Annotated in this window: 14 protein-coding genes; all 14 read right to left on the bottom strand. The window is 33.5% G+C overall.

Annotated features, from left to right (window positions below; all coding sequences use genetic code 11):
* The gene (gene infB / locus BQ5371_RS05835; RefSeq protein ID WP_071132923.1) at nucleotides 1–2856 is read right to left on the bottom strand and encodes a translation initiation factor IF-2; all 2856 of its coding nucleotides are present in this window, start codon (nucleotides 2854–2856) and stop codon (nucleotides 1–3) included.
* Nucleotides 2856–3134: a YlxR family protein gene (locus BQ5371_RS05830; RefSeq protein WP_071132922.1), complete on the bottom strand. Its 279-nt coding sequence runs from the start codon at nucleotides 3132–3134 to the stop codon at nucleotides 2856–2858. Before BQ5371_RS05830 ends, infB begins: the two co-directional genes overlap by 1 nt.
* 22 nt (nucleotides 3135–3156) lie before the next feature.
* Nucleotides 3157–4326: a transcription termination factor NusA gene (gene nusA / locus BQ5371_RS05825; RefSeq protein WP_071132921.1), complete on the bottom strand. Its 1170-nt coding sequence runs from the start codon at nucleotides 4324–4326 to the stop codon at nucleotides 3157–3159.
* 8 nt (nucleotides 4327–4334) lie between these two features.
* Entirely contained in the window at nucleotides 4335–4823 is a 489-nt protein-coding gene (locus BQ5371_RS05820; protein ID WP_071132920.1) for a ribosome maturation factor RimP, read from the bottom strand.
* Nucleotides 4824–4908: 85 nt separating this feature from the next.
* On the bottom strand, nucleotides 4909–6894 hold the full coding sequence (locus BQ5371_RS05815; RefSeq protein ID WP_071132919.1) for a heavy metal translocating P-type ATPase: 1986 nt from the start codon (nucleotides 6892–6894) through the stop codon (nucleotides 4909–4911).
* Between the two features lie 60 nt (nucleotides 6895–6954).
* Nucleotides 6955–7173 carry a cation transporter gene (locus BQ5371_RS05810; protein WP_071132918.1) on the bottom strand — a complete coding sequence of 73 codons (219 nt, stop codon included), beginning with the start codon at nucleotides 7171–7173 and terminating at the stop codon, nucleotides 6955–6957.
* Nucleotides 7174–7229: 56 nt separating this feature from the next.
* Nucleotides 7230–7538, bottom strand: a complete 309-nt coding sequence (locus BQ5371_RS05805; RefSeq protein WP_205408034.1) for an ArsR/SmtB family transcription factor — start codon at nucleotides 7536–7538, stop codon at nucleotides 7230–7232.
* Between the two features lie 126 nt (nucleotides 7539–7664).
* Nucleotides 7665–11108, bottom strand: a complete 3444-nt coding sequence (locus BQ5371_RS05800; protein ID WP_071132917.1) for a PolC-type DNA polymerase III — start codon at nucleotides 11106–11108, stop codon at nucleotides 7665–7667.
* The gene (ispG, locus tag BQ5371_RS05795) at nucleotides 11101–12168 is read right to left on the bottom strand and encodes a flavodoxin-dependent (E)-4-hydroxy-3-methylbut-2-enyl-diphosphate synthase (protein WP_071132916.1); all 1068 of its coding nucleotides are present in this window, start codon (nucleotides 12166–12168) and stop codon (nucleotides 11101–11103) included. Before ispG ends, BQ5371_RS05800 begins: the two co-directional genes overlap by 8 nt.
* A gap of 8 nt (nucleotides 12169–12176) precedes the next feature.
* Entirely contained in the window at nucleotides 12177–13178 is a 1002-nt protein-coding gene (gene rseP, locus BQ5371_RS05790; protein ID WP_071132915.1) for an RIP metalloprotease RseP, read from the bottom strand.
* The gene (gene dxr / locus BQ5371_RS05785) at nucleotides 13178–14323 is read right to left on the bottom strand and encodes a 1-deoxy-D-xylulose-5-phosphate reductoisomerase (protein ID WP_071132914.1); all 1146 of its coding nucleotides are present in this window, start codon (nucleotides 14321–14323) and stop codon (nucleotides 13178–13180) included. The genes rseP and dxr overlap by 1 nt, the downstream gene beginning before the upstream one ends.
* A 23-nt stretch (nucleotides 14324–14346) precedes the next feature.
* Nucleotides 14347–15138 carry a phosphatidate cytidylyltransferase gene (locus BQ5371_RS05780; RefSeq protein ID WP_071132913.1) on the bottom strand — a complete coding sequence of 264 codons (792 nt, stop codon included), beginning with the start codon at nucleotides 15136–15138 and terminating at the stop codon, nucleotides 14347–14349.
* Entirely contained in the window at nucleotides 15135–15890 is a 756-nt protein-coding gene (locus BQ5371_RS05775) for an isoprenyl transferase (protein ID WP_071132912.1), read from the bottom strand. The genes BQ5371_RS05780 and BQ5371_RS05775 overlap by 4 nt, the downstream gene beginning before the upstream one ends.
* A gap of 72 nt (nucleotides 15891–15962) precedes the next feature.
* Complete coding sequence (gene frr / locus BQ5371_RS05770) at nucleotides 15963–16511, bottom strand: ribosome recycling factor (protein WP_071132911.1); 549 nt, start codon at nucleotides 16509–16511, stop codon at nucleotides 15963–15965.
* Nucleotides 16512–16513: the final 2 nt, after the last annotated feature.

Here is a 16513-nt window from a genome sequence, read left to right as displayed (position 1 = left end):
TTAATTTCTTTCAACCTCGACCATGTGGAAACATTCCATTACATCGCCAATTTTTATATCATTATAATCTTCAATGCCAATACCACATTCATATCCTTGCATTACTTCCTTGACATTGTCTTTAAATCTTCTAAGCGAAGAAATTGTACCCTCGTGAATAACAATTCCATCTCTTACAAGCCTTATCTCTGCACTTCTTCTAATCTTGCCCTCAGTAACATATCCTCCAGCAACTGTTCCAAGATTAGGTACCTTAAATGTATCTCTAACTTCAACCTTGCCAAGTACCTCTTCCTTAAATTCAGGATCAAGCAAGCCTTTCATAGCAGCCTCAACATCATCTATGATGTCATAAATTACCCTATATGTTCTAATTTCAATATCCGCCTTAGCTGCCTCTGTTGTTACTGTTGTCGTAGGTCTTACATTAAATCCGATAATAACTGCATTAGAAGTTTCTGCAAGCATAACATCAGATTCTGTTATTGTTCCTACTCCGCTATGTATAACATTAACCTTAACATCATCAGTATTTAATTTTTCAAGAGAGCTGATTATAGCTCCTACTGAACCCTGTACATCTCCCTTTATTACAAGATTTAGTTCCTTTGTTTCTCCCTCTTTTATCTGATTGAAAAGCTTTTCTAAAGTTGTGCTTGAATTCTTTGCAAGAACTTCTTCTCTCATCTTTTGAGCTCTATTTTCTGCAATGTCCCTAGCCGTCTTATCATCTTTTACTGCATTAAAGGCATCTCCAGCCATAGGAACATCATTTAATCCTAGAATTTCTACAGGTGTAGCAGGTAAAGCTTTCTTTATCTGCCTACCCTTGAAATCAGTCATCTTTCTAATTCTTCCGTAAGTTGTTCCTGCAACTATGCTTTGACCAGTATTTAATGTACCATTCATTACTAGAAGTGTTGCAACCGGACCTTTTGATTTATCAAGTCTTGCTTCAATTACATTTCCAAGTGCAAGTCTATTAGGGTTAGCCTTTAGCTCAAGTATTTCAGCTTGAAGAAGGATCATCTCAAGCAATTCCTTGATACCTTTACCAGTTTTTGCAGAAACATTCGCACTGATTACATCTCCGCCCCAGTCCTCTACTAAAATTCCATTGTCTGCAAGATCTTTTTTAACCTTATCAGGATTTGCTCCCGGTTTGTCTATCTTATTAATCGCAACAATGATAGGAACATTAGCTGCCCTAGCATGACTTATTGATTCGATAGTCTGAGGTTTAACACTGTCATCTGCTGCAACGACAAGAATTGCAATATCTGTAATTTGAGCACCTCTTGCACGCATTGTTGTAAACGCCTCGTGACCTGGTGTGTCAAGACATACAACTTTCTTGCCATCTATTTCTATTTCAGATGCACCAATATGCTGGGTAATACCACCTGATTCTTCCGCTGTGACATTCGTATTTCTAATTGCATCTAAAAGCGATGTCTTACCATGGTCTACATGACCCATTACTGTTATTACAGGTGCTCTATACTCGAGTTCACTCTCTCTATCATCATGTAAATCAAGACCATCTTCTTCTATCTCTGGTTCTTCCTCTGTAACAACAATATTAACACCGATTTCTTCTGCCAAAAGCTCGACTATATCTTTATCAAGAGTTTGGTTAATCGTCGCCATAATTCCAAGTTTCATAAGTTCCATAATAATCTTAGAAGTAGAAATTTCAGCTTGTTCAGATAAGCCTGCGACAGTTATAGGAACAGTTATTGCTATGCTTCCCTCAGGTAGTAACTCTTCTATTGGTGTTTCTATTACTTCTTCAACCTTAGGCTTGTTTTTCTTCTTCCTTGTTTTCTTTTCTAAAGACCTCTCATCGAAGTAGTTGTTATTATTCCTTCTATCATTATCCTTTTTGATGCGTTTTTTTCTTTCTCTTTCTCCATCATTATCATTTTTGAAAAATTTCTTGCTCTTTCCCCTTGATGGTCTAGAATCAGAAGAAATCCTTCCTATATCTGGACTATCAGAGCGGTGTTTTTCATTACTTGATTTGCTTTTTCTCTTGCGTCCATCATCTTTAAAATCTTTTTGTTTTTTATCTAGATTCTTTTCAGGCTGATTTTCATTCCTTGCTTTAACTTTTTTAATATTCTGTTTTTTATCAGTCTTTTTATCCTTCTTTTCTTCTACGCTTTTATCTTTTTGTGTAAGATTTTGAGAATTATTTCGAGATGCGTCAAATACCTTTTTAAAACGCATAGGTTTATTAGGAGCGTTGACATAATCTTCTTTAGGATTTTCTTTTTTATTCTCTTTTTCTATAGGCTTTTCTTCTTTTCCTAAATCTTCTTTACTTGAATCTTCCTCGCTTGTTTTTTCACTATCTATTTTTGCATGAGATTTTTTAAGCTCAGATGTTTCCTCTGGCTTAACCTCTTTTTTCTCTATTTTATCTACTTTCTTTACTTTTTCTACTTTCTCTACTTTTTCTTTTTCCTCTGCCTTTTCTGTCTTTTTAACTGGTTTTTCGAGTTTTTCCAGAGGTTTATCATTCTTTTCTATAGCTTTTTCATCTTTTACCTGAGTTTCTTCAAGTTTATCTATAGGCTTTTCAGGAGTCTCTACTTTTTTCTTAGGTTTTGGTTTTGAATTAGGTGCCGCCTTTAATGGTACTGCCTTAATCTTCGGTTTATTATCTTTTTCAGATTTTAAGGAAGGTTTTCCATGCAAAAGATTCATTGTGCTGATTAGTCTTTTCGCATCTTCATCAGACACACTGCTCCTGCTTGTTTTAATTTCAATCCCAAGTCTCTCCGATTGAATTTTTATTTCTTCAATTGACATTTCAAGCTCTTTTGCCAGCTCTGAAACCTTTCTTGCCATTAAATACCTCCCCTTATGCCTTTATTTAACTTTATAACAAGTTCATCTATATCACTATCCATAAATCCTTGCTTGAAAGTTCTATTAAATGATTTTCTCTTTCTTGCCTCTTTTATACAGGAATCATTCTTACAAAGATATGCTCCTCTGCCGTCTTTTTCTCCATCAATATCAAGATTGAGTGATTTACCATCAAATGATATTCTTATCAATGTGTTCTGAGGATATGATTTCATGCAACCTATGCATCTCCTCATTGGAATGTGCTTATCATTCATATAAAATATCGTTCCTTATATATTAGATTATTTCTTGATTATCTTGAACTTCTATCTTTTCATCAGATGAAAGATCACTTTGGTTATTATCTGCATCTTCATCCTTATTATCTACATCTTCATACTCATCAAAATTAAAACCGCTGTCAAGTAGCTGTGCCTTGCTCTTTATATCAATCTTCCATTTGCTTACTCTTGCAGCAAGTCTGACATTTTGACCCTCTCTACCTATTGCAAGTGAAAGCTGATTTTCTGGAACCAGTGCTGTTGCTATCTTTTCTTCGTCATTTATAAATACTGCTTCAACGACTGCAGGTTTTAATACATTACTTATTAGAACTGCAGGATCTTCGTCCCATACGATAATATCTATTTTTTCGCCAAATAGTTCATCAACGATATTTTGAACTCTATTTCCTCTGGTTCCTACGCAAGCACCAACGGGATCGACATTTTCATCATTGGTTTTTACTGCTATTTTTGTCCTAGAGCCTGCTTCTCTGGCAATGCCTTTGATTTCAATAGTACCATCAGATATTTCAGGTATTTCCATTTCAAATAATTTTCTGACAAGATCCGGATGTGAACGGGAAAGAAATATTTGAGTTCCTCTTTTTCTATCCTTTTTAACATCGGTAACATATGCCATAATTCTGTCGCCTACCTGTAAATTTTCGCTCTTTACCTGTTCTGACCTAGGCAAAATTCCCTCTACGCTGCCAGCATTCAGGAAAATAGTTCCATTATTTATTCTCTCAATTTTGGCACTTATTAAATTATTCTTCTTACCCTTATTATCCTCATAGGTGTGCTCACGCTCTGCTTCTCTGACCTTCTGAATGACAACCTGCTTAGCTGATTGAGTTGCAATTCTTCCAAAGTCCTGAGGGTCAATGCTATATTCCATAATATCCCCTACTTCGTATCCATATTGAGATGCTTCATCAATAGATACCTCTGTAGCTTCATTCACAACCTCATCAACAACCTCTTTACTCAGAATAACGCTAACATCTCCTGTATTTTTATCAACTGTTGCTTTTACATTTGGTGTATATGCCTCACCGCTTTTACGATATATCTTTTTATAAGCATTCTCTATAGCTGACTCAATTGCTACTATTATCTCATCTTTAGATATATTTCTTTCTTGCTCAAGTGCGTCCAGTGCTTCTAAAAAATCTTTATTCATTATTCCTCCTAAAAAACTACCGCAAGATTTATCTTTGCAATTTTATTTTTCGGTATTTTTATCAATTCATCTTTATTATTTTTAAGTATTTTTATTAAAACAATTCCATCTTCAAGCCCTAAGAGAGTTCCTTCGAATTGCTTGAGTCTATCAATATTTTCATATAATTTAACTTCAACTGCTCTATCCTTGTAACGAATAAAATCATTTTCATTGATCAGCTCCCTGTCCAAGCCGGGAGAATTAACTGAGAGTGTATATTGATGCGGAATTATATCCTCTTTATCGAGCTTATCACTTAAAAATTTACTGACCTTTTCACATTCCTCAATGCTTACGAAGTCATCTTCATTTTCTGAATTCTTATCGATATAAATATCAAGATTCCAGCCTTTGCCAAGCTTTTTATAATCAATCTTATAAATACAAAGGTCGTTTGCATCTAAAAAATCTTTAAGCATTTCTGAAACCCTTGTAGCAACATCGTTTTTTGCCATAGCATATTCCTTATAAGTGTTTTAACATGAATGAAAGAGTGGGATACCCCACTCTTTCACAGAAATAACTATCGAGAGAATATTATCACATATTCTTTGAAAAATCAAGCTTTTTGATAACTTGGTTATTCTTGAGCATTCTCATTGAGTTTAATATACATATTATGGCAACACCTACATCTGCAAAAACTGCCCACCACATTCCGATTATGCCAAAAGCTCCAAGTATTAAAAAGATAACCTTTATAGAAAGTGCAAATATTATATTTTGCCAAGAGATAAATGTAGTTCTCTTTGAAATTCTTATTGCCTGCTCAATTCTATTTAGTTCATCGTCCATTATGACAATATCTGCTGCCTCTATTGCTGCATCTGAACCCGCTCCTCCCATTGCAATTCCTACATCTACTCTTGATAATACAGGTGCATCATTTATACCATCTCCTATATAAGCATATAGATTGTTTTTATCATCTTTATTTTCTTCCATCAGATCTTCGACGATTTTGACCTTGTCCTGCGGTAATAGTTCTGAATAATATTCACTTATTCCTAGATTGTTTGCAATTTTTTCTGCTACAACCTTCTTATCACCTGTTAGCATTACTATCCTTTCTATTCCATCGCTTTTTAGCATTCTTAAAGTGTCTTTTGCACCTAACTTTTCCTTATCACTAATTGAAATGATTCCTATTAATTTATTATCTTTTGTAACATATACTAAAGTATCTTCAAATGAATATTCATTACTATTTATATCAGCTTTAATATCAACTTTGTATTCATTCATAAGTCTATAATTCCCGGCAGCAATTATTTTCCCATCTAAATTGCCGGTAATACCTAGCCCTGATATATTTTTCACCTCATTAATTTCTAATAAATTATTTTTCTTTTCTTTGTTAAATTTATTATTTCGAGATTCACCATAAAGCTCATCATAGGCATCGCAAATTGATTTAGCTATTGGATGGGTTGAATACGATTCCAGCGATGCTGCTATTTTAAGTACATATTCTTCTGAATAAGAGCTGGTTAGATAAACATTTGAAACCTTAAATTCCCCTGTAGTCAGAGTCCCTGTCTTGTCTGTAATTATTGTCTTTACCTTTGACAATGCTTCCAAATAATTAGAACCTTTAACTAAAATTCCAGCTCTTGACGCAGCACCTACTCCTCCAAAAAATGCAAGTGGTACAGATATAACAAGTGCACATGGACACGAAATTACAAGAAAAGTGCAAGCTCTAACAAGCCATTCTCTCCAGTTCATTGTTAAGATAGATGGAATTATAAATAGTAAAATAGCTGATATAACAACTACTGGAGTATAATATCTTGAAAATTTTGTTATGAATTTTTCTGATTTTGATTTTTTATCAAGAGATTCTTCGACAAGTTCAAGAATAATAGCTACAGTGGAATCATCATATAGCTTATTAGCCTTTATTTTAAGTAATTTTTCTCCATTTACATATCCTGATAATATCTCATCGCCCTCTTTTAAATACTTAGGTATAGATTCACCCGTGAGTGCAGAGGTGTTAACTTCTCCCTCTCCATTTATTATTACACCGTCGACAGGTACCTTTTCTCCCGGTTTAATTATTAGAATGTCATCTATCTTAACATCGCTAGGATCTATTACTTCATATTTTCCATCTTTTCCTTCCCTTACTGCAGAAGCGGGAGCAATCTCCATGAGTTCTTTGATTGACCTTCTTGATTTATTTACTGCATAATCCTGAAATAGCTCTCCAATCTGATATAGGAGCATGACTGCAACCGCTTCGGTATATTCTCCAACCACAAATGCTCCTATGCTTGCTATAGTCATCAAAAAATTTTCATCAAAAATCTTTCCCTTTGATAGATTTGATATTGATGATAATATAACCTGATGTCCAACTATTATATATGGAATAAGGTAAATTAATAATCTTAGGTAGGTGGGTTGCTCATCTATATTTAATCTAGAATAAATTTTAAATAATATAATCAAGCATATGATAAGACCTGAAATAAGTATACATATGAAATTCTTCTTTTGTTCTTTGTCAAAGACTGCCATTTTTAAACTTTCTCCACTAGAATTCTTTTATCAATTAATTTTTATTTAAATCTAATATATTTATCTTATTATTCTCGCTCCCGAATCAACCTTATCCATCTCAGCTTCGGCTAATTTAATTATCTGATCAAATTTCATATCATCTGCTTCTATGGTAAGTTTTTCTGTCAAAAAATTTATTTTTGCACTCTTTACTCCATCTATTTTCTTAATTCCTTCTTCCATCTTCGCTGCACAATCAGCACAGTCTACACCTTCTACTCTAAATTTCTTTTTCATCTTAATTCTCCTTTTGCTAATTATTAATTAGTTTATAATTTAAATTTTAAATACAATTACTCATCTATATGTTCAACACCCATCTCTATAATTGTCTTTACATGCTCATCATCAAGTGAGTAGTATATCGCCTGACCTACCCTCCTAGATTTAACCAATTTATAATTTTTTAACTGCTTTAGCTGATGTGATATAGCACTTTGATTCATCTCGAGGTCACAGGTAATCTCTGTGACATTTTTTTCTTCATTAAAAAGGTCGTATAAGATTCTTATCCTAGTGGAATCTGCGAATGCTTTAAAAAGTTCTGCAAGGTCATATAATTCCTCAATTGAAAGCTCTCTATTTACCATTCCTTTTTTCATTAAGTTAACCCCTTATAAATAAGTAAAGATTTATATATGTATATATTATCATTTATTCATATATTGTCAACACTTTTTACTATTTAATTTTTTTATACATCCTCATTGTTTTAACACTATAAAGTTCTAAGACATAAGTTCCATTATTGATATTTGAGCTGAGTTAGGAATATCTCCGAATACTCCTTTAGATGCTAGCATTTCAATATTTTTTTCGGCAAGCTTAGTTCTTGCTCTAACATCATCGAGCGAGAAAAATCTTTCTTTTTTATATTCCTCATCAATGCTTATGGCTGCTGTATCTCCTATTCCATTAAAGGCTCTATATGGTATATTTATTTTCCCATCTATTGCATTAAATTTTAGGGGATCGCTTTTCCCTAATATAGGCATACTAAATTCAAATCCTCTAGCAAAAATCTCATAGACTACCTCAAGTACTGTTAGCTGGTTTTTTTCAGTCTGAGACGCACTATTAGACAAATTTTCAAGCTCACCAATTTTTCTTAAAACAGAGGAAATACCACCGCTAACGGTTTCCACATCAAAATCGTCTGCCTTTGTTGTCAAGTAGGCTGCGTAAAATTCAACAGGATAATTTACCTTAAACCAAGCAAACCTAAGTGCGTGCATAACATAGGCAGCTGCATGAGCCCTAGGAAATAAGTATTGCAATGTTTTGCATGATTCTATATACCATTCGGGAACATCATGATTTCTCATTATATCAATCTCTTCGGTCGTTAGATCTTTATTTTTTCTAACATGTTCCATTATGCTAAAAGCTTTGCTATCTTCAACGCCTTTTACAATTAAATAATTCATTATATCGTCACGACATGATATAACCTCGTCAATTCCTGCTATATTATTTTTAATTAGGTCTTCGGCATTGCCCTGCCACACCTTTGTTCCATGCGAAAATCCTGACATCTTAACAAGTTCTGAATAAGTTGTAGGCTTAATAGTATCAAGCATTCCTCTTGTAAAATGTGTTCCAAATTCGGGTATTGCATATGTTCCATGCTTAAATTTATAATCTTTAATCTTTATTTTAAGAGCATCTAGGCTTGTAAATATACTCATCGTCTCCTCATCATCAAGAGGAACGGCTTTAGGCTCTACTCCGGTCATATCTTGGAGATGCCTTAAAATAGATGGCGCATCGTGTCCGAGGATATCTAGTTTTAGCAAATTATTATCTATCTTATGATAATCATAATGGGTAGTTATAATGTCTGAGTCCCTCTTATTAGCAGGTTTTTGTATCGGAGTAAATTCATATATTTCATGCCCTTCAGGAAGCACAATAATTCCACCTGGGTGCTGACCTGTAGTTCTTTTAACTCCACTGCAACCTTTTACAAGTAAATCAATATCTGATTGGGAAGCATTAAGTCCTGTTTCATCAATATATTTCTTTACAAAGCCAAAGGCCGTTCTTTCTTTTATCTTTGAAACAGTCCCCGCTTTAAAGATATTTTTTTCACCAAATATCTTTCCTACATATTTATGTGCTCTAGCTTGATATTCACCAGCAAAATTTAAGTCAATATCAGGCTCCTTATCTCCTTTAAATCCCAAAAAAGTTGCAAATGGAATATTGAATCCATCTTTTATAAGAAGCTCTCCACATTCTGGACATTTTTTATCAGGCATATCAAAGCCAACATCGTACTTCAATATATCTTCTGCGAACTCAAAATGCTTGCATTTGGGGCATCTATAGTGTGGTGCGATTGGATTTATCTCTGTTATTCCTGCCATAGTTGCTGCAAAGGACGAACCTACAGAACCTCTGCTACCTACAACATAACCATCTTCTTCAGACTTTTTAATCAGCATCTGGGCTGCTATATAGAGTGCGGCATATCCATTTCCTATTATGGATTCAAGCTCTTTTTCGAGCCTTTCCTTTATTTCAGGCGGAAGTGGATCTCCATAGAGCTCGCCTGCCCTGTCATAACAACTCTTATATAATTTTTCCTTTGCATCAGGTATTTCAGGATAGTATTTTTCAGCAGGAATAGGTCTTATCACTTCTATCATATCTGCGATTTTATTTGTATTTGTTACAACTACCTCATGAGCCCTCTCTCCAAGATAATCAAATTCTTCAATCATCTCATCCGTGGTTTTAAGATATAGGTTGTTTGAATTAGTTTCACTGAATCCCATTCCATACATTATTATATTTCTATAAATAGCTGATTCAGCAGTAGGATAATGAGCATCTGTGGTAGCAACAGTCAGCTTACCAAGTTTATCTCCTAGTTCTACCACTCTTTTATTTAGGTTAAGAATATCTTCTTCCGAGGACAAGATTCCCTTTTCAACCAGAAAGCGATTATTTCCTCTAGGCTGAATTTCCAGATAATCATAAAAAGAAGCAATTTTTAAAAGCTCATCTTCTGTTTTTCCATCTAGCAAGGCTCTATACACTTCTCCTGCCTCACAGGCACTACCAATTATTATTCCCTCTCTATATTTTTCTATTATAGTTCTAGGTAAACGAGGCTTTTTATAAAAATAATCTATGTGAGAAATCGAAACAAGCTTATATAAATTCTTGAGACCAATCATGTTTTTAGCAAGCAAAATAATATGATTCGTACCTTTTTTCTTTATATCAATACTTCCGTCGTCGTTAATGCATCCCTCGTCGTCGTATATATATCCCTCCATTCCATAGATTATCTTTATATCAATTCCCTTTTTTGCTAATTTATCAGCAGCCATGCACGCATCAGGAAATGACTGAACAACTCCATGGTCAGTTATGGCAACTGCTTTTTGATTCCATTTAGCAGCCTGATTTACCAAATACTCAGCTTCTGTAAATCCGTCATTATCACTCATAACTGTGTGTGCGTGTAGCTCCACTCTTTTCCCATTTTCATATCTATCAATAATTTCCGGCTTATCTATTATATTTATCGAACGAGCTTTAATAAGATGTCTCTTATCATACTTATCTATCTCAGAATCTCCAAAGACCTTAACATATCCTCCAGTGACTAGCTGTTTAAATTTTTCATCAAAATTTTTGCTTTTCATAAAAAATTTAATTCTAAGCGTATCATTTGACTTTGATATTACAAATTCAACAAGGTGCGTTTCTTTATTTATTTTTTTAGGTTCATTTATCTTAAAAATCTCTCCTTCAACTACTACGCCATTTTTATCACCAATTAGATCAATAGCTTCTCTATATTCTATTGAATCATCTTTAATCCTTTTTCCGTATATTATCCTATCTTGTTTAATTTCTGATTTATCTCTTGATTTGTCATTATTATTTGAGCTATATTCATTATCATATATTTCAATAAATTCTATATTTTTAATGCCATCAATCCTAGTTCTAAGCCACTCTTTATATTTTTTCTTAATAAATTGTGACATAACAAAATTCAGCTTGCCCGAAATAATCAGTTTCAAGCTTTTTTTGTCAAATTCAATCTTTCCGACTTCAAAATGAAGTTCTTCTTCTCTTTTATTTGCAATTTTCGCAAGTTCTTCCCTCGTAATAATTTCCTCGGGAAATTCATATTTAAATCTTTTATTCATAATCGCTCTTAATAATTCTTATTAATTCTTCTACTAGATCTTCTTCCGGAACTTTTTTTATAATAACTCCCTTTGCAAATATGATGCCCTCTCCTCTTCCCCCTGCAATTCCATAATCAGCTTCACGAGATTCACCTGGTCCATTAACTACGCAGCCCATCACAGCGACTTTTATAGGTTTTAAATTTAATAATTTCCTTTCTTTTTCAACTTGCTCTAGCACTTTTTCTACCTTATCTACAAGTGAAATTAAATCTATTTTTGTTCTTCCGCAGGTTGGACATGAGACTATCTCTATCTGCTTTTTTCTTATATCAAGTGTTTCTAAAATTTTCTTTGCAAATTTGACTTCTTCAATTGGATTGTCAGTAAGTGAAACTCTTATCGTATCACCTATGCCTGCAAGAAGTAGCCCTCCAATTCCAATTGCCGACTTGATTTTTCCATTATTTGAAGATCCTGATTCAGTTATTCCAATATGAAGGGGATGATTTATCTTATCTTTTGCCAAGAGGTGTGCCTTGTAATTCATTGTAACATTAGAAGATTTTATAGAAAGAACAAGATTGTCATAACCCATATCTTCTATTACTTTTAGGGTGTTAATTGCACTTTCTGCAAGTCCTTCTGGTGTAACTCCTCCATGTTTTGAAATAATATCACGGCTTAATGAACCTGAATTTACACCCACCCTAATTGGTATATTTTTCTTTTTTGCAAAATCAACGACCTTTTTTAATCTATCTCGCCCGCCAATATTACCTGGGTTAATTCTTATCTTGTCAGCACCATTTTCCATAGCTAAGATTGCAAGTCTATAATCAAAATGAATATCTGCAACAAGTGGCATATCCGTCATCTTCCTTATTTTCCCTAAGGTTTTTGCTGATTCTTCATCAGGAATTGCTATCCTTACTATGTCGCAGCCTGCTTCTTCAAGTTCATTGATCTGGTTAATCAATAAATTCTCATCTCTTGAATCAACATTAGTCATTGATTGTATTGAAATAGGTGCATTTCCTCCTATGAGAACTCTTCCGCATCTCACCTGATTGCTCATTTCTTCTCCTAACTTATAAGCCTTAAAATATCATTCCATGTCACGAATATAAGTAAAGCAATTAGAATTGCAAATCCTGCAAGGTGAATCTTGCCTTCCATTTCATCTGAAATGGCATTGCCTGTAATTTTTCTTATGAGCGTAAATATTATTCGCCCTCCGTCAAGAGCAGGAAATGGCAACATATTTATTACAGCTAAATTTATTGAAATGATGACTGCAAGATAGATAAATGAAATAAATCCTTCCTTGCTAGTTTTACCAACCAAGCTTATTATACCGATAGGACCTGCAACATTTTTCTTAAAATTAACCTTTCCTGTTACCATTTTATAAAGACCTGAATACATTGCTGAATTAATTTGCCATGTCGACTTGGAACCATAAATTACCGATTTAAAGACATCATGACCTGGCTTTGATGTAACCCCTATTACTTCTCTCCCATCTTTATATATTGGATTTATAATAAATTCTTTATAATTTCCTTTTCTTTCTACTCCAATTTCTATTTGTTCGGACTCCTTTGTTCTCATTTCCTGAACAAAATCTTCCCATGAATTTATCTCTTTATTATCTAATTCAACTATTCTATCCCCTGCTCTAAGCCCTGCTATCTCTGCAGGTGAATTTTTTTCAATAGACCCAATAACATTGGTAGGTGTTCCAATTATCTGTACGGTTATTATCATAAGAAGTAATGCAACGAGGATATTCATTATAGCACCTGATGATAGTACAAAAATTTTCTTTAGAGTTGATACATTATTAAATGCCCTTGGGTTATCGCTTTCCTCATCTTCACCTTCCATAGCACAAAATCCGCCAATTGGGAATATTCTAATTGAATATTTTGTTTCATTTCCTTGCTTTTGAAAAATCTTAGGACCCATTCCTACAGAAAATTCATTGACCTTGATTCCCGATAGCTTAGCTGCCGCAAAATGTCCAAATTCATGCGGTATTACCATCACGCTAAATAATAATATTGTCAATAAAAATGTTAACATTAATTTTTACCTATAATCTCTCTAACTATAGCTCTTGCTTCTTTATCAATCATCATAATATCATCTATTGATTTTGGTGATTCAAAGGATTCTCTTTCCATCAATATCTCGAGATTTTCTTGTATATCTATAAATTGAATTTTTTTATTTAAAAATAGATTTACTAGCTCTTCATTAGCACCATTCATGGCAATCGTAGCTCCGCTTCCTTCTTTAAGTGCATTGTATGCAATATCAAGACACCTAAAAACCTGTCTATTAGGTCTTTCAAAGCTAAGTTTTCCAATTTCAAATAAATCAAGCTTTTCACTTTCAAGTTTTAATCTATCGGGATAATTTAATGCGAGACTTATCGGAATTCGCATATCTGGAGTTCCCATCTGAGCTATAATTGAATTGTCCTCAAATTCAACTGCTGAGTGAATTATGCTTTCTGGATGAATGTGGACTTCAATATTATCTTCCTTAATATCGAATAACCATCTTGCCTCAATAACTTCAAGTCCTTTATTCATCATAGTAGCAGAGTCAATAGAAATCTTTTTACCCATCTTCCATTTAGGATGATTTAATGCTTCGTCAAGCTTAACCTTTTTTAAATCTTCTAGTGAGTATCCTCTAAAAGGTCCTCCTGATGCAGTTAAAATTATTCTTTTAACCTTGCTATTTAAAGATGATTTTAAACATTGAAATATTGCACTGTGTTCACTATCTATTGGAAATAAATTTACTCTATTTTCTTTGATAGCATCGACTATAATCTGACCGCCTGTAACAAGTGTTTCTTTATTTGCAAGTGCAATATCTTTGCCTGATATAATTGCTTCATATGTCGGTTTTAAACCACTTATTCCCATGAGAGCATTTAAGACGATGTCTGCTGGATATTTTACAAGCTCACATAAGCCCCTGCTAGTTGAAAGAACATCTAAATTATCGAACTCTGATTTGATAATTCTAGCACTATTTTCTTCTGCAATAGCAACTACCTTAGGCTTAAATTCTTCAATCTGCTCTCTAAGTAGTTCAATATTGCTATTACAAGACATTCCTACAAGATTAAATTTATCTGGATTATTTCTTATAATATCAAGGGTCTGTCTTCCAATTGAACCTGTGCTTCCAAGTAAAATTAAATCTTTCATATTAATTATAATCCTATTCAATATTAATTTATCTGTATGATAACAAACAAAACATAATAATAAATTGCTGGAGCGACGAAGATTACGCTGTCGAACCTGTCCATTATCCCTCCGTGTCCAGGAATTAGATTACCATAATCTTTTATTCCCATATATCTCTTAAATGATGAGGCAACTAGGTCGCCAAATTCAGAAACAATTCCCCCTGTAATTCCAATTATAAGGCAGTGATACCATATCTCATGCATAAAGATTAAACCAAATATCATGCCTAGGAGACCTGCTCCCATAACTCCTCCGATTGCTCCCTCTATGCTTTTTTTAGGGCTTAAATTAGGTGCCATCTTATGTTTTCCAAAAAATGAGCCAACAAAATATGCAAATATGTCAGAACCAAATGCAGAAATTACAATCATCCAAACTAGGTTTCTATAAATAGTTCCATCAAGCATTACTATATGATAGGTGAAAAGGACAATATACATAACCCCAGTAAGCGTTATAATCGCATCATATGGACCTCTATTAGAAATATTAAGTCCATATAGAAGTGATATTGCTATGGATATTACAATCCAAAATACCAAAAAATAAAAATTAAATCCTGCAAAGAGGTGGTATCCGTATAAGAGAGCTGTAAGTAAATAAGCTATTATCTTTGACGGAAAAATACCATTTTTCTCATACATGGTAAAAAATTCTTTTATTCCTATAATAGCAATCACCATGCTAGCTAAGAGAAGTGGAATTTTACCAAAATAAATTATAATAAGAAGTGGAACCATTAAAAGACCTGATATAATTCTCGTCTTCATTTTATTTCCTCCTTAATCCCACCATACCTTCTATCTCTATTAGAATATGCTTCTATTAAGCTTCTATACTCTTCTTCATCAAAATCCGGCCATAGAGTTTTTGTGAAGATAAGTTCACTATATGAAGATTGCCATATCAAAAAATTGGACAGTCTTTGCTCACCACTTGTTCTAATAAGGAGGTCGGGGTCAGGAATATCAAAGTTCATCTTTCCCGTATATAAATGCTTTGAAATATCATCTTCGGTAACCTCGGTTTTACCTGTTTTAAATGAAAGATTATTAATTTCTCTTTCTCTTATTATTTGATTTACTGCCCTTGTTATGTCATCTCTTCCGCCGTAATTGATGGCTATATTAAATTTAAGACCATCATTATATTTTGTCTTATCTATCATTTTATCTAGTGCTTTTACCGAGGCGTCAGGAAGTTTTTTATAATCACCTATTACATTGATATGAACATTTGCATCGATTAGCTCATTTAACTCTGAAGCGACATATTGAATTATTAATTTGAATAAGCCAGATACTTCTTCCGTACTTCTTTTCCAATTTTCAGTTGAAAATGCGTATACAGTTAAGTATTCAATTCCCATTTTTGCAGTTGCAATCACAATTTTTTTCATCGATGTTGCTCCTGCCCTATGTCCGAACAATCTAGGCTTACCTCTATGTTTTGCCCACCTTCCATTGCCGTCCATTATAATGGCAATATGCCTTGGGAGATTATTAGTCTTTAAATCATTCATAAATTATCCTATTTTTTATATAAGTAAGCGTGGCATAAGCCACGCAAAGGAAATAAATATTGTGTTCTATATCTATACCGACATCAATTCCTTATTCTTTTCCTCTACCATATTATCAATTTCCTTGATTGCCTTATCTACCTTTTTCTGGAGATCATCCATCTCTTTTTTGCAATCATCTTCTGATATTTCTCCACTCTTTTGATCTTTTTTTAATTGGTCATTTAAATCTCTTCTGACATTTCTTATTGCTATTTTTGATTCTTCACCAAATCTCTTAATAACCTTCGTAAGTTCCTTTCTTCTCTCTTCAGTCAGCTGAGGTATAACCAATCTAATTACTTTTCCATCATTTGCAGGATTAATTCCTATGTCCGCCTCGTTTATTCCTCTTTCAATATCTTGAATTGCCTTTACATCAAAAGGTGTAATCATAAGTGTCCTTGGGTCAGGAGTCGAAATATTGGCTAGACTTTTTAAAGGTGTTGGTGCTCCATAGTATGAAACCATTACCTTGTCAAGCAGTGCCGGATTTGCCCTTCCTGCCCTTACAGTATTTAAGTTCTCTTTTAGATTATCCTTTGTTGATAAAATTCTCTCTTCAATATTTTTAAAAGACATTT

The sequence above is a fragment of the Alterileibacterium massiliense genome, from assembly GCF_900104645.1.
GTDB classification, from domain to species: Bacteria; Bacillota; Clostridia; order Peptostreptococcales; family Anaerovoracaceae; genus Alterileibacterium; species Alterileibacterium massiliense.
This window is presented reverse-complemented; position numbering and strand designations above follow the sequence as displayed.

What these genes read in the sequence shown, in the direction of transcription:
- dxr (WP_071132914.1), bottom strand. Translation starts at nt 14,323, where the DNA reads ATGAAAGATTTAATTTTACTTGGAAGCACAGGTTCAATTGGAAGACAG.
- BQ5371_RS05775 (WP_071132912.1), bottom strand. Translation starts at nt 15,890, where the DNA reads ATGAATGATTTAAAGACTAATAATCTCCCAAGGCATATTGCCATTATA.
- nusA (WP_071132921.1), bottom strand. Translation starts at nt 4,326, where the DNA reads ATGAATAAAGATTTTTTAGAAGCACTGGACGCACTTGAGCAAGAAAGA.
- BQ5371_RS05805 (WP_205408034.1), bottom strand. Translation starts at nt 7,538, where the DNA reads ATGAAAAAAGGAATGGTAAATAGAGAGCTTTCAATTGAGGAATTATAT.
- rseP (WP_071132915.1), bottom strand. Translation starts at nt 13,178, where the DNA reads ATGTTAACATTTTTATTGACAATATTATTATTTAGCGTGATGGTAATA.
- BQ5371_RS05830 (WP_071132922.1), bottom strand. Translation starts at nt 3,134, where the DNA reads ATGAATGATAAGCACATTCCAATGAGGAGATGCATAGGTTGCATGAAA.
- frr (WP_071132911.1), bottom strand. Translation starts at nt 16,511, where the DNA reads ATGTCTTTTAAAAATATTGAAGAGAGAATTTTATCAACAAAGGATAAT.
- BQ5371_RS05810 (WP_071132918.1), bottom strand. Translation starts at nt 7,173, where the DNA reads ATGAAAAAGAAATTTAGAGTAGAAGGTGTAGACTGTGCTGATTGTGCA.
- infB (WP_071132923.1), bottom strand. Translation starts at nt 2,856, where the DNA reads ATGGCAAGAAAGGTTTCAGAGCTGGCAAAAGAGCTTGAAATGTCAATT.
- BQ5371_RS05815 (WP_071132919.1), bottom strand. Translation starts at nt 6,894, where the DNA reads ATGGCAGTCTTTGACAAAGAACAAAAGAAGAATTTCATATGTATACTT.
- BQ5371_RS05780 (WP_071132913.1), bottom strand. Translation starts at nt 15,138, where the DNA reads ATGAAGACGAGAATTATATCAGGTCTTTTAATGGTTCCACTTCTTATT.
- BQ5371_RS05820 (WP_071132920.1), bottom strand. Translation starts at nt 4,823, where the DNA reads ATGGCAAAAAACGATGTTGCTACAAGGGTTTCAGAAATGCTTAAAGAT.
- BQ5371_RS05800 (WP_071132917.1), bottom strand. Translation starts at nt 11,108, where the DNA reads ATGAATAAAAGATTTAAATATGAATTTCCCGAGGAAATTATTACGAGG.
- ispG (WP_071132916.1), bottom strand. Translation starts at nt 12,168, where the DNA reads ATGAGCAATCAGGTGAGATGCGGAAGAGTTCTCATAGGAGGAAATGCA.